The sequence below is a fragment of the Xylanibacter ruminicola Ga6B6 genome (genome assembly GCF_000687715.1).
GTDB classification, from domain to species: Bacteria; Bacteroidota; Bacteroidia; order Bacteroidales; family Bacteroidaceae; genus Prevotella; species Prevotella ruminicola_B.
In genome coordinates this window covers 243,541-263,627 of sequence record NZ_JHXD01000001.1, presented here as the reverse complement: position 1 = coordinate 263,627, position 20,087 = coordinate 243,541, and the positions used below count along the sequence as shown (strand labels likewise).

Below are 20,087 nucleotides of genomic sequence, written 5' to 3'. Positions count from 1 at the left end.
TAATATGGCAGCAAAGGATTTTATTGTAGCAATTGAACTCGGTTCGTCCAAAGTAACCGGAATCGCGGGACAGAAGAATCTCGACGGCAGCATCAACGTACTGGCTGTTGTCAAGGAGAACTCTTCGTCGTTTATCCGCAAAGGTGTGGTTTATAACATCGACAAGACCGCACAATGCCTTACCAGTATTATCAAGAAACTGGAGAATCAGCTCAAGACTCAGATCACACAGGTGTATGTTGGCGTTGGCGGTCAGTCAATCCGCAGCGTTAAGAACGTAGTAACCAAGGATCTTCCAGGTGAAACCATCATCACACAGGATATGGTGATCGAACTGATGGATGCCAACCGTAACATGACCTACCAAGACCAGGAAATTCTCGATGCTGCCGTACAGGAATACAAGGTGGGCACCCAGTTCCAGCTGGACCCTGTAGGTATCCAGGCCACCCATCTCGAAGGTCACTTCCTGAACATTCTGGAGCGCAAGGCCTTCTACCGCAATCTGAACAAGTGCTTCGAGACTGCCGGCATCAACGTAGCCGAGATGTACCTAGCACCATTGGCATTGGCTGATAGCGTGCTTACCGAGGTTGAGAAGCGCTCTGGCTGCGCCCTTGTCGACCTCGGTTCGGATACCACTACCGTATCTGTATATTCTAAGAATATCCTGCGCCATCTGGCTGTCATCCCTCTGGGCAGCAATAATATCACCAAGGATATCGCCACCCTCCAGATGGAAGAGAGCGATGCCGAGAAGATGAAGCTGAAGTACGGTTCGGCCTATACCGACAACAACGAGATCGACAACGAGCTCAAGTACTCTATCGATCCCGACCGTCAGGTTGAGAGCCGTAAGTTCATCGAGATTGTAGAGGGTCGCTTAGAGGAGATTATCGAAAATGTATGGTACCAGATACCATCTGAATATTACGACAAACTGTTAGGCGGTATCATCCTGACAGGTGGTGGTTCGAACATGAAGAACATCGAGAAAGCCTTCTTCAACCACACTCATGTAGACAAAATCCGCATCGCCAAGTTTGTATCACAGACTGTACAGACCAGCAACGAGGACATCAAGGCTCACAACGGCACAATGAACACCGTATTAGGTCTGCTGGCCAAGGGCGACATCAACTGCGCTGGCGATGCTTTCGATCCTAACGGCGATCTGTTTGCCAGTCTGAGACCTCAGACACCACATCTCACTAACGATCAGCGCCCAGCCCGTCAGACTACCGATTTGCCAGCAGGTGTTATCCGTACCGAGGCCGAGAAGCAGAAGGCCGAAGAGGAGCGCCGCCGTCAGCAGGAGGAGGAAGAGCGCGCACGCCTTGAAGAGGAGCGCCGCCAGCAAGAGGAAGAGGCCCGCATCCGCAAGGAGAACAGCACCTGGAACAAGTTCAAGAAAGGACTCCTGAACTTTGGAAAGAAGATTGTTGAAGAAGAAGATTAAAAAAGAAGAAGAATTATGGAGAATAATATGAATATAGACATCCTGGACTTCGGAGCACCGGAGAAGGAGCACAGCATTATCAAAGTGATTGGTGTTGGCGGTGGTGGTGGCAATGCTGTCAACCACATGTATCGCGAAGGCATTCACGATGTTACATTCGTGCTTTGCAACACCGATAACCAGGCACTTAATGATTCGCCCGTACCCGTGCATCTCCAGTTGGGTAAGGAGGGTCTTGGTGCTGGTAACAAGCCTGAGAAGGCTCGTCAGGCTGCCGAAGAGAGTATCGACGATATCCGCACCATGCTGAACGACGGCACCCGCATGGCATTCATCACCGCAGGTATGGGTGGTGGTACCGGTACTGGTGCAGCCCCTGTTATCGCCCGCGTTTCTAAGGAGTTGGGTATCCTTACCGTAGGTATCGTTACTATCCCCTTCCGTTTTGAGGGCGACCGCAAGATCGACCAGGCTCTCGACGGTGTCGAAGAGATGTCGAAGCATGTCGATGCCCTGCTGGTTATCAACAACGAGCGCCTGCGTGAAATTTATCCAGAGCTGTCGGTTCTCGACGCCTTTGGTAAGGCCGACGACACACTGAGCGTTGCCGCCAAGTCGATCGCCGAGATTATCACCGTTCACGGACTCATCAACCTCGACTTCAACGATGTAAAGACCGTACTGAAAGATGGTGGTGTTGCAATCATGAGTACTGGTTATGGCGAGGGCGAAGGTCGTGTCAAGAAGGCTATCGAGGATGCCCTCAACTCACCGCTGCTTAACGATAACGACATCTTCAACTCTAAGAAGATCCTGCTCTCTATCTCGTTTGCTGGCTCAAAGGATGGTCAGTCATCACTTATGATGGAGGAGATGAACGATGTTAACGACTTCATGGCTAAGTTCGGCAACGACTTTGAGATTAAGTGGGGACTGGCAACCGACCTTGAGCTGGGTAAGAAGGTTAAGGTAACTATCCTGGCCACCGGTTTCGGCATCGAGAATGTTGATGGTATGAACGGTCACCTGAAGAAGCACTCTCAGGAGGATATCAACCGTATTGCTGCCGAGCAGGAGAAAGCTGCCGAGCGTCAGGACCGTCGTAACCGCTACTATGGCGGCGAGGGAGCCACCAAGCGCTACAAGCGCCGTCCTAACATCTACCTGTTCCGTCCTGAGGATCTGGATAACGACGATGTGATCTCTGCTGTTGAGCAGACACCAACCTACAAGCGTACCCGCGAGATTCTGGATAGCATCAACTCGCAGGCCAGCAACGTAGATGAGATTGTGAACATCGACGAGCCCAACCAGGAGCCACAGGAACCTATTCAGGGCACTATTAAGTTTATGTAAATCAGCTGCCTTACTGATATAAGGCTTGCAATACCTCTATCGACTTCATCTCTGGGAAATCCGGCAGATGGAGTCGATAATATTTTAGCGACACCTCAAGCAAGCGGTTACGCTCCTGATGCGACATGCGGAACAAGTGCATCGTAGGAAAATCCATACGCATCATCAGCTGCACTTTCTGCGCCTCCTCGGGATGCAGGAAGTCGCGATGTACAGGCGGCACTGGCATAAACACACTCTCGCGCAAGTCAAAGTAATCACCATCCTTGTAATCGTCAAGATTCGGATAGAAACCTAAAAAGCGTGTCAACCTCAACAAAAACACCAGGTGGAAGTTGGCAAACCGTTCCTGCTGACCGTCCAACCACACAATGCTATACTCCAGATAATCGTACAGTAACTCATTACGCTGTTCTGATCGCAACGCATAATACAGGAATTCGGCCACAAACAGCGAAATAGCCAACTTATCGGGCTCGAACGGTATCGATGCAAAGGGGGCAGCCAACCGCACATCGTGTAGTTTCTGCAGTTGCTGTCTCGGACGTATGTCGGTTTCTATTTCCAAAATAGTCAGTGGTTGGAAAAACTGTTTCTTTACCTTTCCCTTAGGTGTTTTGGGTATGCTCACAATAAACGCCTGCCTACCAAACACTTTGGTAAACATATCTACTATCAGTCGGGTTTCGCCGTATTTGATAGCATGCAGTACAATAGCCTGAGTTTTCGTCAACATACGGTGCAAAGGTACGAAAATTATTCGTAAAATGTTATTTTTTACTAAAAAAATTTGGTAGAACCGAAAAATAGTAGTACCTTTGCACCCGCATTTTACGCGATGGTCCCTTCGTCTATCGGTTAGGACGAGAGATTTTCATTCTCTAAAGAGGAGTTCGACTCTCCTAGGGACTACAAAATTTAAATCTGTCATCTGCACAGCCATGTGCTACCAGCCTCCAAGGATGGGATAAGGTGGCGGAGGGTTCGCAAGAACCCGCCCAGGGCAGCCTTAACGACGTAAGACCCATAAGCTTTATATTAACAATTTAAATTTCATTCAAAAAACATGGCAAATCACAAGTCATCAGTGAAGAGAATCCGTCAGGAGAAGAAAAGAGCACTTCACAACCACTACTACGCAAAGACAATGCGTAACGCAGTTCGCAAGCTCCGTGCTACAACAAACAAGGAAGAGGCTGTAGCTCTGTTCCCAAAGGTACAGAAGATGCTGGACAAGCTGGCTAAGACCAACGTTATCCACAAGAACAAGGCCGCAAACCTGAAGTCAAGCCTTGCACTGCACGTTAACAAGCTGGGATAATATTTACCCAACAATAAGTACAAGCCGTAGCCCCAAGAGGGTTGCGGCTTTCTTTTTTCAGTTTTTTAGCAGATAAACTACGTTTATCTGAACTTTTTTTTGTACCTTTGCAACCAAAATGGTAAATTTCGAGAATCGAAAAATTGAAGAATTAAAATAATGACAGAAGAACAACTGAACCAAGAACAAAACTACTCCGCGAGTAACATTCAGGTACTCGAGGGTTTGGAAGCTGTACGTAAGCGTCCTGCTATGTACATTGGCGACATCAGCGAGAAGGGTCTCCACCATCTGGTAAACGAAACCGTTGATAACTCTATCGACGAGGCCATGGCTGGCTACTGTACCCACATCGAGGTAACCATCAACGAGGATAACTCAATCACCGTTCAGGACAACGGTCGTGGTATCCCCGTAGATGAGCACGAGAAGATGCACAAGAGCGCCCTCGAGGTGGTTATGACAGTACTCCATGCTGGTGGTAAGTTCGATAAGGGCTCATACAAGGTATCAGGTGGTCTGCATGGTGTAGGTGTAAGCTGTGTAAACGCGCTTTCTACTCACATGATGTCGCAGGTATTCCGTAACGGTCACATCTACCAGCAGGAGTACGAGAAGGGCAAGCCCCTCTACGACGTAAAGATTGTAGGCGACACCGATAAGACTGGTACCCGCCAGCAGTTCTGGCCCGACGGCAGCATTTTCACTACTACCGAATATAAGTACGACATCATCGCTAAGCGTATGCGCGAGCTGGCTTATCTGAATGCCGGTATCACCATCACTCTTACCGACTTGCGTCCTGATGAAGAGGGCAACCTCCGTCAGCCAGAGGTATTCCACGCCAAGGAGGGACTCAAGGAGTTCGTTCGCTACGTCGATCGTCACCGCACCTCAATCATCGGCGATCCTATCTGCCTGAAAACTGAGAAGGATGGTGTGCCCATCGAGGTAGCCCTGCTGTACAACAGCGATTATTCTGAGAATATCCACTCTTACGTTAACAATATCAACACCATCGAGGGTGGTACCCACCTTACTGGTTTCCGCATCGCCCTGGCCCGTACACTTAAGAAGTATGCCGACGAGGACGATCAGCTGCGCAAGCAGATTGAAAAGGCCAAGATCGAGGTAGCCCAGGACGACTTCCGCGAGGGTCTTACCGCTATCATCTCTGTTAAGGTTGCCGAGCCTCAGTTCGAGGGTCAGACTAAGACCAAGCTGGGTAACAGCGAGGTGAACGGTGCTGTACAGAAGGCTGTAGGCGAGGCTATGACCAACTACCTGGAGGAGAACCCCAAAGAGGCTCATACCATCTGCGAGAAGGTTATTCTGGCCGCTACAGCACGTATTGCAGCCCGCAAGGCCCGCGAGAGTGTACAGCGCAAGAATCCTATGACTGGTGGTGGTCTGCCTGGTAAGCTGGCCGACTGCTCAAACAAGGATCCTAAGGAGTGTGAGATCTTCCTCGTCGAGGGTGACTCGGCCGGTGGTTCTGCTAAGCAGGGTCGCGACCGTCATTTCCAGGCCATCCTGCCTCTGCGTGGTAAGATCCTGAATGTAGAGAAGGTACAGTGGCACCGTGTGTTCGAGGCAGAATCGGTTATGAACATTATCCAGAGTATTGGTGTACGCTTCGGCGTTGACGGCGAGGACTCAAAGGATGCCAATATCGATAAGCTGCGTTACGATAAGATTATCATCATGACCGACGCCGACGTCGATGGTTCTCACATCGACACACTGATCATGACACTCTTCTATCGCTTCATGCCACAGGTTATCCAGGGCGGTCACCTTTACATCGCTACCCCACCACTCTACAAGTGTACTTATAAGAAGACCTCTGAGTACTGCTACACCGAGCAGCAGCGCCAGGCATTCATCGATAAGTATGTAGCAGGTAATGGCGACGACAAGGGCTTGCACACCCAGCGTTACAAAGGTCTTGGTGAGATGAACCCAGAGCAGCTTTGGGAAACCACCATGAACCCCGAGAACCGCTTGCTCAAGCAGGTTACCATCGAGAACGCTGCCGAGGCCGACGAGATCTTCTCAATGCTGATGGGCGACGACGTAGAACCACGCCGCGAGTTCATCGAGAAGAACGCTACCTACGCAAATATCGACGCATAAAAATACGTCAGACACAATAGCAAAACAACTTGTTTTGTAGCGTAAAAGATAGTCTTTTACTATTCAAGAAGCTATCTCTTACAAAGCAAAACAAGTTGTTTTGTTTTTATACATGTATCATATTAGAAGTGATACTTCCACCAAAAACACCACTGCATCTATCATTCTGTATTTCAATACATTATACCCAAAAGTGATACTTTACGTATTCTACCACATCATCATGCGAAGGTTGCGCTGGGCAGCGGAGCGCATATCCTTTATCTTATCGTTATACTCTTTGTTTTCGGTAGCTTCCAGGAATCGGTTGAAATAGTCTTTAGCCTTGTCGCGTTGCTTTAGTTGGAAGTAACATTGTCCCATCAGGTAGGTGAGCTCGTTTACATCTTTCTCCTCGGCATAACGCATACACTCCTGCAACTCCTCCAAACGGAAATCGGGTTCTGACTTTAGTTTAAAAGCCTCAGCCAATTCCTTATGCATACGGAATAGGGTCTGACGATCGGGCATAAGTAGTTTCTTAGCCTCATCGAGATACGACAAAGCCTCGGCTCCAAGGCCAACCCTGTTGCTGACAATACCCAACATAAACAGGCAATAGGGATGATGGTCGTTCTTATCATAGGCACGATACAGATAATCGTAGGCAGTAGAGTTATCGCCCATGCGCTGATAAGTTAAGCCTAAGGTATAGAGCGTACCAAAACAGGTATCGCCAACCGCCTCGAGTTTTTTCAGCTCCTGTAGGGCAAGATCGTAATTACCTATATTATAATAGCCCTCGGCCAATTGGCGGTTAATCAGAATATGAGTTGAATCGCGTTCAACGTACTTCTTGCAGATGTCGATAACCTTCTTAGAAAAACTCTTGCGCCCCATATCGCCCTGCCAACCATTGTTCAGTCTTGGCGTATAATCTACAATCAACTGTGCATCGTAAGGATTGCTCTTCAGCATCTCATCAGCCCAATATGCCAAGGAATCGTTCTGGCCAAGCTGAGCAAAATTGTTGTAGTAAAGGTGCATGTCCTCTGCGTTAAGACTATCAACTGCTATCTGTCGCAGACAATTGATACTCTTGTTAAAGTACCCACGCGATGCCAAGCGTACGGCATCAGCACGAAGAGTTGCAGGCGTTTGTGCAAAGGCAGACAGGCCGATGAATACGGCAAGAATGACTAGTGATATCTTTTTCATTGTTGTTTCTCCTTTTCTAATAATGTTTTAAGTTTATCGATAGCCAGCGTGATGCTGATATTCTTAGCTATGATGCGACCAGAGCGATCAACCAGATAATTGTGAGGAATAGTCTCGATACCTAATTGCTGATAGTTAGGCCATAGCTCATTGGTCTTATTATTGTAAGCATGAACATTATGAATCTTGTAAGGACGGTCAGTCTGTGTCAAATCCTTGTTGCGTAAATCCTGCTCTTTAACGGTACTCCACCATTGCTTGCGGGTCTTGTCCAGACCGATGAGACAGACGGCCAGATCGTCACGAAACTCCTGAGCCATATAACGGATATTAGGCATCTGCAACATACAAGGTTGACACCAGGAGGCCCAAAAATCTACTAGTACATATTTCCCACGAAAGTCGTTCACATTGCCACCATGAAGGTCCAGGTTCATATAGTCGCCCACTTTCAGTGGCTTCACCTTGATTTCTTCATCATTCTGGAATCGTTCACTGTAACTGCGCAACATAAGAGCCTCCCACGCTTCAAAACTACGCGCTGACATATAATCGCCTATAGTACTGTCGTTAACAAGCGCTTTCATTGGCGGGTAGTCAGGGAATCGCTTTAGTAGCGAGTTCATCATATCGTCAACTTCCTTCTCTGTATAAGAACACAGGGTGGGTTCATGGCGGAATGTATAAAACACATCGTAAGCGGCATCAATTACCGTATATGGACTTTTGCCCGTACATGCATACTCCAGCTTAAAGCGTTGCGACTGATTATCTACCGCATTAACGATATCCTTGATGGAGTCGCGTTGTGCATCGCTCAGATTGTAAAGCTGTAGCATGCCACGTTGATAAGCAAACTCTGTGCGAATGCTATCGAGTTTCTGTTCAAAACGTACCATTTCGAGTGTTGATGGTGAGCCCTGCACCTGATCGATATAGCGCAAACGGAAGCCATCATCTTCATCACCAATGCGAATACTCAGACTATCGCCACCCTTTACAACGATAGGCACACACTGCGGCCCGCGCCGTTGAAGCATCAGGTTTACATTATACTCGTAAGGCACATAGCCGTGCATGGTGCCCTCGCGATGCAACGAGTCGAAACTGATAGAGTCGTGCAGTTGCATCTCGCGTTCAATCATCGAGTACATATACATTTTTTGTGGTTCGCTGGCAATGGCCGAATCAATCTTCACCGTTACCGCAAACCTGTTCTCAGGCACTCCCACCCACTTCTGGGCCGATGCGCCTGAAACACTTAATGCCATTAATGTTACTAATACAATCTGTTTCATACTACGCTTTGCAAAAATAATGATTTCTATTGATACAACAAAATATTATTACTACAAATTAAAGAATACTCTTGCCAGGAACTCGCGGGGGCGGAGTTGGTTGTTTACCACTATGTCGGTATAGCTGGTGGTATAGTGGCGATGGTAGTTGCGAGTGTTCAGGATGTTTGAACATTGCACACCAGTCTCAAAGGTCTTGGTGCGATACGATATAGACAGGTCGCTGAAATAGTTGGTCGACACAGAATTGTCATTGCTATGATATAGCTCATTCGCCCACTCTATCTGCCAATTGCCAGGTAATAGGAACACCTTAAGTTGGTGGTTAAACGACTGCAGCGATCGCGTCATTGACTGACGGCTATAGCGATAGGCTGATTCTTCTTCGATAGACAACCAACGGGTGGGTTTCATCGAGAATCGCAGAGTGGCTCTACCATTGCGGGCATGCTGACGACTCAGCACATTGCTAATCAGCAAATCATAGCTGCTCCACGAGTAGCTGCCACTAATAGAAACACTAAGCTTTGCCCAGAAGATTGACTTGCCCAGATTACCCGACACGCTGTAGTACTCATTGTTTTGGCGATAATCGGTAGCCTGACGGGTATAGACGTTGTCCACCAATCTACTCTGGTAGATAATGGCATCGCGAGTATTGTTGTAGCTCGAACTGATTGCACCAAACATACCCGTCATCACATTGCGATAGTTCAATCCGATACCTGCCGAATGCCCTGTGGTGTGCTCAAACTCCCCAGAGCCCTGTTGGCAATAAAGATAGTTGGTATAATAGGGCATACGGGTGATAGTGGCGATATCGCTGGGTGTCCATCGGTAGCTATAGTTGCCGCTGATATCAAGTTTCGAGGTGATGCTGTAGCGCACAAAGAGATGAGGCACTATCAGGGGCGTTTGACTGCGCTGCTCCTGATACTGGCGCAACAGCCAACTAACACGTCCGTCAAGGTTGATGCTCCAAGCCCCCTCACGATAGCTGAACGAAGGCTCAACGTAGGGCTGATACTCGCTATAGCGATCGCGACTACTCAATGTAAGCCATTGGTTCTTGGTTTCGAAACCTGCCTTCCAGGTGGCTTTTACCTGCTTGATACTGTGCAGATAGTAGGCATAAACGTTCCAATAAAGCATCTGCTGGGTAAGGTGCTGGGTAGTATCGTCAAGCAACAGCAGTTTGCCAGGCAGATAACTATAGCTGAACAGCGAGGCTATCGAGTAGCTTTTGCCGTTCTTCAGTTTGTTTATCAGCTCCAGATTATCTACGATGTAACGTTTGCGAGGCTCCACCCGTTGGGGCGTGGGTAGGCCGTTTAGTATCGATAGTCCCTCACTCTTATTGAAATCGATATAGCCTTTCAGCGTGTTCGACAGATAGTGATTATCCCGATTGGCCTTGTAGAGCAGTTCGGCCTGCCACTCGCTGCGTGTGCTGTGCGCCGATTGCTCCTCGGTAATCAGGGCCGAGTCGGCATCCAGATAGATGGTTTGCCTGTCCTGCTGCTGCCTACTGCGGTCGTATAGGCCAGTCAGCTGCAGCTTCAGGTCGTCATCCTTCTTATTCTTAAACAGCCAGTTGGTTGCGGCGATATAGGTATCGTTGAACTTGCTGCGACGCGCTTCAAGACTGGGCGCACCAAGACTGATATTGCTGAGAATGCCCGACTCTGTAGGGGCCGATTTCTCGAATCGCGACAGGTCTGTTACTTCGTGTTCGATATCCTTACCTGTATTGTTGGCTTTCACCATTGATATACTCTGCTTTTTGCGACCAAACACCATCTCCAGCCATCGTGCATCGCGCAACCATTCGTCGCCATAACCTGTAGCCACATCCACCACACCTTGCCACACGTTCTTGGCATCATCCTTCAGCACTAGATTGAGTGCAGCCTGCTCTGAGAATTGAACATTCTTTAGAGCCTTCACTGGTTGGTGGTTCTCGTAAACCTGCACGCTTTTTACCTTATCGGCCGAGAGGTTCTCGCTGGCCATTGCATACTTGCCGCCCAGCAAGTCCATACCTTCGATATAGAACTTATTGATAGTCTTGCCCTGATACTTGATGGTGCCTGTAGGCAACACTTCGAGTCCTGGCATCTTGGCGATAACATCAGCTATCGAGCGATCTTGTTTCTGTTTGAATCCAGCAACAGAGTAAGTCAGCGTATCGCCTTCGGCACGTATCCGTTGTGGCGTTACTTTCACCTCTTTCAGGGCTACAGCCTGTTCCTGCATCTTGATGGTCTGTCCGTTCTTATAATCCTTGAGTGGTATTACTACCTTACCAAAACCCATCATCATTACCTCTATACTCTTGGCCTCTTTGCCTTGTGGAATGATGAGCGAGAAGCGTCCATTCTGCCCAGAACGAGCAAAGGCCACCACTGAGCCGCCATCGCCTTTGGCCACGACGGAGGCTGACACAAGTGGTTGCCCACCCTTGTCAGTCACCCGTCCGGCATAGGTCTGCGCTTTAATAAAAAGAGAGACGAATATTAAAATAAAAAAAGAAAGCAGCAGACGTTTCATTTTTTCTTCTTCGTAATTTTATTCTTTGAATACTTCTTCTTTAGGTTGATGCCTGGGAACTTCTCATAAAGAATGCGGGTTTGAGGTATAAGTTTGATTTCATTTCCCATGGCATCTCTCATACCTGTAACTTTTGCTACCAATCCTGTTATTTGCGACAAATGGGCGGATTGGTCCCAATACTCCAACATCATGATTTCAGCCACACGTTCTGGCATGTAGGTATCTATCACACCTGAACTTGGCATCTTCATCTTGATTTCGTGCCCATCACCTTTCTCTATACCGATGCAGTTAAAACGGAACTTATCTTCCGAATCATATGCGTATAGCAACAAACCAGGCAAACCACAGAATTTCCAAGGACCATCACTATATGGTAAATCGAGTGTGTACCATACCGTCCATGTTCTGCCTCTGAATATGGTGGTAGCCTTATGGCAGGGATAGCCACATACAATAGAGTCGCCATCCAGCAGTTGCCAGTCAAATAATCCTTCTATCTTTTCACGACAAGACACCCAACCAGGCATGTGGACAAACCGCAGATATCCTTCGTTAGGCGTATTCTTAAACACCTCATCACGCAATGTTGCATAGCCAGCATAGGGATCTTTGATTCGCTTAGCCATGATGTCGCTTTTGTTTTTAGTCAGAAATTCACCTATTATACTAATATATTGCGATGAGTGTTCGCCAATATCCAATCGCATCAGGTCTTTTTCGCGTTTAGCAACCTCTTCCACTTTCTGGTAATGCACCTCATAGGTAACCGACAGTTTGGTAACGTCTGACTGAGCATTAACCCCAGTCACACGCACAATCAACGCTAATAGAATTAAAATAATCATTCGCATCATTATCTGATTTTAGTTTTCTGCGGCAAAGGTATATAAAAACCCCGATAGCCTGATAAAACCATAGTTTGCAAATAGTTTGCATTTGGTGTTTGCCCCGTTTTTGTTCCCACGTGAGGGAATTTTTGCGCCCTCACGAGGGAAATAATTTTTCTATTAATAGTCTATTTTTTCTTCTTGTGGTTTTGAGGGAATATTTCGTAGGGAATGGCTGTTTTGGGTGTCCACTTATAATGCCGGCCTTTTGCGTCGATTCTGTCTGTGATACGTCCTCCAGACATTGCATAAACATAAGCATCATTGTCGGCTGCTTCGAATAAGAGCAATTCTTCTGCTTTTTCTGGGGTTACTAATCGTATTCTTTTTGATGCAGGAAAAGAAAAAGTGTGTCCATCGCCTTTCTCGATGCTGGTGCAGTCGAAAATAAACTGTCGTGTACTATCTTGGGCATGAAGTATCAGCCCAGGCAAACCGCATAATTTCCAAGGGCCATCGTTATATGCCAAATCAAGTGTATACCATGCAGTCCAGGTTCGACCGCGAAATGTGGTCTGAGCTTTGTGGCAAGGATATCCACAAACAATAGAATCGCCCTCGACCAACTGCCAATCAAACAGATGGTTGATAGAATCCTGAGTGGTTATCCAATACGGCCAATGCATGGCTGTGACAAGCCCTTTGTTAGGCATATTCTTGTAAACCTCTTCATTCTTAATCTTTGTTCCTGGATAGGGAGCTTTGCCTACGGGATTAAAATTATACCACTCTGATACCTTACTATAATAACGCGAAGTATTTGTGCCAATATCAAGCTGAGCGATGTCTCTTGACAGCGAATCATCTTCGGCATAGTTCAGATAATGCACCTCGTACGTCACCGACAGTTTGGTGATGTCTGACTGAGCATCAACACCAGCCACACGTACAATCAACATCAATAAAAATAGAAATAACATTTTCATCTTAATACGATTTTGGTTTATCGGCGGCAAAGGTATATAAAAACTCCGATAGCCTGATGCTACCGGAGTTTGCAAATAGTTTGCATTTGGAGTTTAGAGGGTGCGGATTACCTCGTCCCAGTCTTTTGCACTGGCTTTTTTGCCAAATGTCTTTTCGTATAGACGACTGCGAACAGTAGAGATGGCAGCCTTGCTGCGGAGGGTGAGCGTGGCAATGCGAACGGGTTCGAAACCTGCTTTGAGTAGCAGACTGACGTGCAGTTCGTGAGTAGATGGATGACACAGATGCATCAATCGGCCAGTGAAACCATCATATACTTCATCGATGGCCTCCGACAGGTTTATCCAATCATCATCTGTTGGATGCTCACTATCAGGCAGCGTAGCCAGTCGTTGCCATATCTCTGTACTCTCTATCGTTTGTTCGGCTCGTTTTATCTCTTCTACGTCGGCCTTGGCATAGTTCTTTTTCAACTGTTGCAGGTGCTGGATACGCATCTCCATCAGTTCCTGGCGACGGCGATGACGCTGGATATAGGTAGCAAAGAGCACTACGATAATCACCACCACAGCTATACCTATTATAATAATCGACAGCTTGAAGTTGTTATCGGCTTTCAGCTGCACGTTTTCTTCGGCCTGTTTCTGATTGTTGTAGAAAGCGTCGGCCTGGGCGATGGCCTCGTTGTTGGCGATAAAGTTCAGTTCATCGTTCAAATCCTTATAACGTGTGAAATGGTCTTCGGCCTCGGCAGCTTTACCTTGTTGGATAGCGATATGAGCCAGAATCTCATGCACATCACGCTTACTTACCGAGTTGCCCTCTTCCATCACTCGCTGACCAAAATAGAGCGCAGAATCAATCCTGCCAGTGTGGTAATATACGCTTGCTAACAAGGCATTAACCTTATGACGCACGCCTTGCATATGCTTATCCTTCAGGGGCAGAGCCAATCCCTTAGCAGCACTATACTGTCCGCTTTCGCAGTAATAGGTAGCCATGTCGAGCCTCAGCTCGTCCTGCTCGTTAATCAGTCCTGCTTTTGTAGCCAACACGTAGGCATCGTTCAGGTTCGACAGCATGCCTCGTGGCACACGCTGCATCTTGAACGACTGACTGATATAACGCATAGCCTGTATCATGTTAAGTGTGTCGCCCTGATTTTCAGCATAGTGCAGAATGTAATTGGCATAGCGATTGGCAACATCGGGCATATTCTGGCGTAACAGCAGTTTCACCATCCTGTCGTATAAATCGATATGCTGGGGCGTGATTTCGGTTGGCAACAGCTCTTCGGCCTTATGATAATAGGCGATGGCCTTAGGCCCATCACTGCAGTTAGCTGCTACCGAACCAGCTATGATATAACTGCGTATCAGTTTTTTCTTATCGCCTACCTCCTCGTAATAATCCACTATTTCGTCAGCAGCCTTAAAGTTGCGTTCGGGCGATAGCTCGTTGTTCATCTCAAGAGTCAACAGCATATAATAATGCTTCACATAGTCGGCACAATTATCCGCCTGCCCCTTAAGCTGGGCCAGTTCTTTTCGAGCTAAGTCGCGATTATGTCGATGATCAATCTTGCCGAGCTCGTGGTAATAATACTTGTTGCCGCTATAATGGCAACCCGATAAGAGCGTGATGGCAAACATTACCATCAATCCTTGAAAACATATCTTTTTCACTATTCTCTAATTTGTATTTGGTATGGTGAGGATGAAACGACAGCCGACTTGGTAGGTGGTGTCGAGAACTACATCGCCGCCTAGGTTCTGGGCGTGGCGCTTGGCAAGCGGCAAGCCCAAGCCGAGACCTTCGGAGAGGTCGTCGACCTTGGTAAAGAACTTAAACAGGTGCTCTACTTCGGCCTCAGGGATGCCATCGCCCTGATCCTGAACCACAAAGCTAACCATAGCCTCATCGGCCGAAACTTGCAGTTCAACATGCTTTCCGTCGGAATACTTGGCAGCGTTGTACAGCAGCTCCAACAGCGCATGCATAAAATAGGTACGGTTGGTAAGCACACTGAAATCGTCGGCCAGTTCCGACTGGATGCTGATGCACACGCCAGGATAGCGCTGGCGCACCACATCGGCAGCCTGCTGAGCCTCTTGTACACACAGCAGAGTGTCGGTTTTATCGCAATTCATCTCCTCGTTCAGTCCAGAATCAGAACAGTCAAACAGCATCTGAACCATACGGCTAAGCTGGATGGCATTATGGTTCATAGTATCGGTAACATTCTTCAGGTCCTCGTCCGACAGGTTACCACTACCAGCATCACTCAGCACCTGCGAAAAGCCCATAATGATATTCAGTGGCGTGCGTATCTGGTGAGTAACATTCTGTATAAAAGTGGTCTTTTGGCGGTCGGCCTCCTGAGCCATACGGGTGGCCTGCAACAGTTCCTCGTTGCGCTGGCGGGTCTGGTCGCTCACAAAGCGCACACTCTTCATGTGGTAGTTAAGCGATTCGAGCATCTGTGCAAAGCTGTTCTGCAAACGGCCAATCACATCAATACGCGTGGTGCGAGGGATAGTCACATCCATGTTACCAGCAGCAATACTCTGGGTTTTATCGAGCAACTGATGCAACGGACGGATGGTATGAGCCATAGTACGATGACTCAACAGAATAATCACCAGCAAGCCAAGCACCAGCAGCGATACCACGATATAAACAAGTCGATGGTAGCCAGCCATCACGTCGCTGTCAGGACACACGATAGCCAAGCTCCACGAGGTGCCAGGCACTGGTTGGTAGCACACAAAGCAATCGTCACCATCCATGTTTACCAGCATATTTCCACGTCGGCCACTGGTCATCTCGTGGCCCAGCACTATCTGGTCGGCCTGTTTGCGGGTATCGGCGCCCGTAAAGATGGTTTGTTTAAACAGCAGCGTAGAATCAGGATGCACATAATAGCGGCCATTCTCACCTATCATCATGAAATAAGAATGGGGATAGGGTTTCATCGTCGACATTTCGTGCGAGAGACGCAACAGCGAGAGGTCGGTTGATATCACACCAACAAACGCGCTATCGGCATTATAAAGCGGTTTGCAATACGATGCTAACATGCCATCGAGGGTAAGTTCCAACGAGTCAACCTCGTCATAATAAGCCACCCAGCAGGCATCGCGCAACTGGTGAGGTGTTTTATACCATACCTTATTAAAATAGTCGTATGGCTCTTCGATAACCGTGCCTACCGAGTCGGCCTTACGCACTGAGTAAGCCGAGAAATAGCGTCCGTACTTGGGGAACATATCGGGTTCGGCACTGATAGAGCAGCCATCGATATGGGGGTTGAGACTCACGATACGGTTAGCAAAATACAACAACGAGTCGGGTGTAAAGGCCTGCTCTACCTGCCACAGGTTAGCATTGGTAGCCGTCTCGATAGTCAGGAAATGACGGTTAAGCTGCTGCATGGTAGCATTCAGAACACTCGTAGCATGACCGATGGCCTCTTTACGAATCATTTTTCGCGACTGGGTGAACAGCACCCCCAGCGAAATCACAAAGATGGGAGCAGCCAGAATCAGTAGCGCCACGCTGAGCTTGGTTGAGAACGACTTACGGATATTAATCATGATCGGCCTCCTTTCTCATTTCATCATCCGACATCGATATCAGATTCTTCAGCAGTTCGGTGATGGCCTTACCCTTCTTCTGGATATCGCTCACCAACTGGGCTGTATCACGATCCGGCTGATTACATAGCTGCAGCACATCCTGCTCGATGGCATCGGCAGGTTCCATCATCTGGTTGGTCATGTTATGCAGGAACGAGGTTTTCATACGGTCGGCCTTCTTAGCCTGATCGTATGCCTTTCGCAAGCCCTCGCAGCGCGAATACAGGGTATCCTTCAGGCTCTCTAACTCTTCTACCTGAGTGGCCAGCGAGCGTTGCATCAGTTGGAAATTGTCCTGCAAACGTCCTACCTCATCGATATGCTTGCTATCAGGGATGGGTTCTCCGAAGTTACCTGCGGCAATATGCTGCGTCTGGGCCGTAAGCATAAGCAGAGGCTTCAGTCGGCTCTTGATAACCGCATGACTCAACAGGAACATAAGCAACAATCCCACAATACTGATGGCAAGCACATAGTACGTTAGGTTGTTGTAATCACCAAAGATATCGCGAGTGGGATAGATAATACCAGCGCTCCAACCCAGATGACCGATGATACGGCCACGCACGCTTCCACGACTGAAGGGCTTGAAGAACACATAGAAATCGGTGCCCCGCAAACGGAATGTGCGATAATCGGTCTGGCCGGCTATCATAGCCTGCACAGCCTCGCCAAGTTCGGCGTTAGCATTGGCCTTAGATATCTCGATAGCCGACTGCTGCATGAGCTGCTCTGCATCGGGATGCACAATAAAGTTGCCCACGCTGTCGAGCAGCACACAGAACGAGTTCTCGGATGGTTTGGCCTGAGCTACAATACGTGAGAGCAGTCCTACCGACACATCTACGCCGATAAAACCTACAGGCTGTCCAGTCATATTATGCACAGGCAGACTGAAGCAGATAAGCGGATCGTGCCCCTCCTGGGCTGGTTTGAAAGTCCACTTCGACTCGGTTACCGAACTGTCGCCAATTGCAATGGTGCAGTCGGCCACATAAGGGTTACTGTCAATCAGATTGCGGCGGTATTGTTCTATCGCCTCTGGGCCGTTGATATGGGGTGGCAGGCTGTAATACACATTACCCGCCGTTTGCTCAACACTCAGCAGAATGTTATCAATATTCTGCACAGTGGCATCAAGCGTCTGGGTAACGCGGGTCATGGTTTCTTCCTTTACCTTTTTTCGCGAGTAAAGCAGCATGACTACCAACGAGGCTATGAGCAGAACGGCCATAGCCGAGACTGCCATCAGACTGATTTTGACTGATAGACGGCCTTTGATAAAGTTAGTTAGTTTAGTCATACTTACCTACGTTTTTGTTTACTTGTACTCCTTAGCTTTTCGTTTGCCTTGCAGCACCGCCAGGGCGTTCAGCGCCAGAGCTTCCATCTCGTCTTCGCCTGGGAAACAGCGGATGGGCGCCAGAAAGCCTACACGCTCGCGGATACGACTCACGATATATTCACTCCTAGCAAGGCCACCTGTTAGCAGGATGGCATCTATCTGACCACAGAGCACAGCACTCTCGGAGGCGATGTTCTTGCCCACATGATATATCATAGCATCCAGGATCAATTTAGCGTGCTGGTCGCCATAGTCCTCGATGCGGCGCAAAACCTCGCGCACGTCGTTGGTGCCCAGATGGGCATTCAGTCCGGCCTTGCCGGCAATGCGCTTCAGCAGTTGCTTCTCGTTATATTTTCCACTAAAACAAAGACGGATAAGATCCGATGCAGGCAATGAACCAGCACGTTCGGGCGAGAACGGCCCCTCGCCATCCAGAGCGTTGTTGGCATCAACGGCACGCCCCTTTTCGTGGGCAGCGATAGAGATACCACCACCCATGTGACAGATAATCAGATTCAAATCCTCGTACTCCTTACCAATCTCCGATGCATACCTGCGGGCTATAGCGCGCTGGTTAAGGGCATGCCAGATACAGATACGGTTCATCAGCGGCGAACCTGAGATACGGGCATAGTCGTTCAACTCATCTACCACGCCAGGATCGGCTATAAACGAGCGGCAATGAGGGATGGTTGAAGCTATCTCATGGGCTATCAGGCAGCCTAAGTTACAGGCGTGGTTATGCAGGGCAATACCGCTGTGGGTATCCTGTATCATCAAGTCGTTAATCTCGTAGACACCACCTTCGAGCGGTTTCACCAGTCCACCTCGGCCTATCACAGCATCAAACTCTACAGGTATATCGGCCTGGCGCAACTCGTCGAGTACCAGCTGCTTACGGAAATCCTGCTGTTCAATCACATCGTCGAAATGGGCCAACTCGTCAGCACTATGGGCAATGGTGCGGACCAGTATAGGCGATTCGTCGTCGAAAACGGCAATCTTCGTAGATGTTGAACCAGGATTAATTACTAATATCTTCATTAAATTGCAGCTAAAGCCAATGAGTAATACTTTGAGTCGGGGCTGTCGGCACGCGATGGCAGCACGCAGCAGCACTGGGTACCCTGCAGCACACCAGCCGTCTTGGCATAACCAAACAGGGTGATGGTTTTGTAGAACACGTTACCTGCTACGATATCGGGGAATATCAAGGCATCGGCCTGTCCGTCGATAACGCTGTGGATACCTTTCTCGCGCAGACTAACAGAGTCGAGAGATGTCTTGAGGTCGAGCGGACCGTCGATGATGCATCGGCCGAACTTACCCGTCTGTGCCTCGGCTATAATCTCCAAGTAATCCACGGTATATGGGAACGTTTTGGCACTCACCTTCTCGGCACAATGGATGAGTGAGATTCGTGGCTCTTCAATTCCCAAGGCGTGGCACACATAGTTAACATAGTGTATCTGCTGACGACGCTGAGCCTCGGTGGGAACAGGTATCACGGCTGCATCAGTAAAAAACAGCAGCTTCTCATACTTAGGTATTTCGGCCATCGCCACATGGGTAAGCACATGGCCTGGACGCAGTATGCCGTTCTCCTTATCCAGGATAGCTTTCAGCAGCACATCGGTATTCACCAAACCCTTCATCAGGATATCGGCCTCGCCGCTCTTACAAAGGGCCACAGCACGGCGCGCACACTCCTCCTTGTCGTCGCCATCCACGTAAATGGGTTCAATAAATCCCATCTCCTTACCTTTCTCTACAGCATATCGGGTGCTGGCATCGTTAGCACAAACCACAGCCACGCGTTTCTTATCACCACGCTGCTGGAGAAACACTATCATATCATTTAAAGTTCGTATCGACTGCATAGGTTTATCAATTTTATCGGTTTAATGGCGCAAATATACAAATATTTTTGTATCTTTGCAAGCAGAAACCGATAAAAACAAAAA

Annotated in this window: 15 protein-coding genes and 1 tRNA gene; 5 read left to right on the top strand and 11 right to left on the bottom strand. The window is 48.3% G+C overall.

Annotation, left to right across the window (positions count from 1 at the left end; genetic code table 11):
- Positions 1 to 4: 4 nt before the first annotated feature.
- Positions 5 to 1,459 (top strand): cell division protein FtsA, encoded by a 1,455-nt coding sequence (gene ftsA / locus T500_RS0101120; protein ID WP_028906589.1) that lies wholly within the window; start codon positions 5 to 7, stop codon positions 1,457 to 1,459.
- 27 nt (positions 1,460 to 1,486) lie between these two features.
- A complete protein-coding gene (gene ftsZ / locus T500_RS0101115) occupies positions 1,487 to 2,815 on the top strand; it encodes a cell division protein FtsZ (protein ID WP_369821141.1) in 1,329 nt (442 codons plus the stop codon).
- Between the two features lie 10 nt (positions 2,816 to 2,825).
- Here the strand turns inward: ftsZ and recO are convergent, their stop codons facing one another.
- Positions 2,826 to 3,551 (bottom strand): DNA repair protein RecO, encoded by a 726-nt coding sequence (gene recO / locus T500_RS0101110; RefSeq protein ID WP_028906587.1) that lies wholly within the window; start codon positions 3,549 to 3,551, stop codon positions 2,826 to 2,828.
- A 104-nt stretch (positions 3,552 to 3,655) separates the two neighbouring features.
- Here recO and T500_RS16795 point away from each other — a divergent pair.
- The 3 genes from T500_RS16795 to gyrB all read left to right on the top strand — a co-directional run bounded on the left by T500_RS16795 (position 3,656) and on the right by gyrB (position 6,272).
- Positions 3,656 to 3,727, top strand: a tRNA-Glu gene (locus tag T500_RS16795).
- Between the two features lie 154 nt (positions 3,728 to 3,881).
- On the top strand, positions 3,882 to 4,136 hold the full coding sequence (gene rpsT / locus T500_RS0101105) for a 30S ribosomal protein S20 (RefSeq protein WP_013065333.1): 255 nt from the start codon (positions 3,882 to 3,884) through the stop codon (positions 4,134 to 4,136).
- Positions 4,137 to 4,295: 159 nt separating this feature from the next.
- The gene (gene gyrB / locus T500_RS0101100; protein ID WP_013063082.1) at positions 4,296 to 6,272 is read left to right on the top strand and encodes a DNA topoisomerase (ATP-hydrolyzing) subunit B; all 1,977 of its coding nucleotides are present in this window, start codon (positions 4,296 to 4,298) and stop codon (positions 6,270 to 6,272) included.
- Positions 6,273 to 6,482: 210 nt separating this feature from the next.
- On the opposite strand, the gene T500_RS0101095 is transcribed toward gyrB, so the two are convergent.
- From T500_RS0101095 to T500_RS0101050, 10 genes are all read right to left on the bottom strand, one after another.
- Positions 6,483 to 7,469 carry a tetratricopeptide repeat protein gene (locus T500_RS0101095; RefSeq protein ID WP_028906586.1) on the bottom strand — a complete coding sequence of 329 codons (987 nt, stop codon included), beginning with the start codon at positions 7,467 to 7,469 and terminating at the stop codon, positions 6,483 to 6,485.
- Positions 7,466 to 8,767, bottom strand: coding sequence for a TlpA family protein disulfide reductase (locus T500_RS0101090; protein WP_028906585.1), 1,302 nt, complete (start codon positions 8,765 to 8,767; stop codon positions 7,466 to 7,468). Before T500_RS0101090 ends, T500_RS0101095 begins: the two co-directional genes overlap by 4 nt.
- A 51-nt stretch (positions 8,768 to 8,818) precedes the next feature.
- Positions 8,819 to 11,212 carry a hypothetical protein gene (locus T500_RS0101085; protein WP_230580812.1) on the bottom strand — a complete coding sequence of 798 codons (2,394 nt, stop codon included), beginning with the start codon at positions 11,210 to 11,212 and terminating at the stop codon, positions 8,819 to 8,821.
- A gap of 101 nt (positions 11,213 to 11,313) precedes the next feature.
- Entirely contained in the window at positions 11,314 to 12,168 is an 855-nt protein-coding gene (locus T500_RS16210; RefSeq protein ID WP_262502923.1) for a GLPGLI family protein, read from the bottom strand.
- Positions 12,169 to 12,338: 170 nt separating this feature from the next.
- On the bottom strand, positions 12,339 to 13,136 hold the full coding sequence (locus T500_RS16205) for a GLPGLI family protein (RefSeq protein WP_028906583.1): 798 nt from the start codon (positions 13,134 to 13,136) through the stop codon (positions 12,339 to 12,341).
- Between the two features lie 93 nt (positions 13,137 to 13,229).
- The gene (locus tag T500_RS0101070; protein ID WP_155267380.1) at positions 13,230 to 14,822 is read right to left on the bottom strand and encodes a hypothetical protein; all 1,593 of its coding nucleotides are present in this window, start codon (positions 14,820 to 14,822) and stop codon (positions 13,230 to 13,232) included.
- Positions 14,823 to 14,828: 6 nt separating this feature from the next.
- Entirely contained in the window at positions 14,829 to 16,733 is a 1,905-nt protein-coding gene (locus tag T500_RS0101065) for an ATP-binding protein (protein ID WP_028906581.1), read from the bottom strand.
- A complete protein-coding gene (locus T500_RS0101060) occupies positions 16,726 to 18,078 on the bottom strand; it encodes a HAMP domain-containing protein (RefSeq protein WP_080694736.1) in 1,353 nt (450 codons plus the stop codon). Before T500_RS0101060 ends, T500_RS0101065 begins: the two co-directional genes overlap by 8 nt.
- Positions 18,079 to 18,096: 18 nt before the next feature.
- Positions 18,097 to 19,167, bottom strand: coding sequence for a butyrate kinase (gene buk, locus T500_RS0101055; RefSeq protein ID WP_036908112.1), 1,071 nt, complete (start codon positions 19,165 to 19,167; stop codon positions 18,097 to 18,099).
- On the bottom strand, positions 19,167 to 20,003 hold the full coding sequence (locus T500_RS0101050) for a phosphate acyltransferase (protein ID WP_028906682.1): 837 nt from the start codon (positions 20,001 to 20,003) through the stop codon (positions 19,167 to 19,169). Before T500_RS0101050 ends, buk begins: the two co-directional genes overlap by 1 nt.
- Positions 20,004 to 20,087: the final 84 nt, after the last annotated feature.

Coding starts and splice junctions, on each gene's coding strand:
- ftsZ (WP_369821141.1), top strand. CDS start 1,487: ATGAATATAGACATCCTGGACTTCGGAGCACCGGAGAAGGAGCACAGC.
- T500_RS0101090 (WP_028906585.1), bottom strand. CDS start 8,767: ATGAAACAGATTGTATTAGTAACATTAATGGCATTAAGTGTTTCAGGC.
- T500_RS0101060 (WP_080694736.1), bottom strand. CDS start 18,078: ATGACTAAACTAACTAACTTTATCAAAGGCCGTCTATCAGTCAAAATC.
- gyrB (WP_013063082.1), top strand. CDS start 4,296: ATGACAGAAGAACAACTGAACCAAGAACAAAACTACTCCGCGAGTAAC.
- T500_RS0101065 (WP_028906581.1), bottom strand. CDS start 16,733: ATGATTAATATCCGTAAGTCGTTCTCAACCAAGCTCAGCGTGGCGCTA.
- T500_RS0101050 (WP_028906682.1), bottom strand. CDS start 20,003: ATGCAGTCGATACGAACTTTAAATGATATGATAGTGTTTCTCCAGCAG.
- rpsT (WP_013065333.1), top strand. CDS start 3,882: ATGGCAAATCACAAGTCATCAGTGAAGAGAATCCGTCAGGAGAAGAAA.
- T500_RS16205 (WP_028906583.1), bottom strand. CDS start 13,136: ATGAAAATGTTATTTCTATTTTTATTGATGTTGATTGTACGTGTGGCT.
- ftsA (WP_028906589.1), top strand. CDS start 5: ATGGCAGCAAAGGATTTTATTGTAGCAATTGAACTCGGTTCGTCCAAA.
- buk (WP_036908112.1), bottom strand. CDS start 19,167: ATGAAGATATTAGTAATTAATCCTGGTTCAACATCTACGAAGATTGCC.
- recO (WP_028906587.1), bottom strand. CDS start 3,551: ATGTTGACGAAAACTCAGGCTATTGTACTGCATGCTATCAAATACGGC.
- T500_RS16210 (WP_262502923.1), bottom strand. CDS start 12,168: ATGATTATTTTAATTCTATTAGCGTTGATTGTGCGTGTGACTGGGGTT.
- T500_RS0101095 (WP_028906586.1), bottom strand. CDS start 7,469: ATGAAAAAGATATCACTAGTCATTCTTGCCGTATTCATCGGCCTGTCT.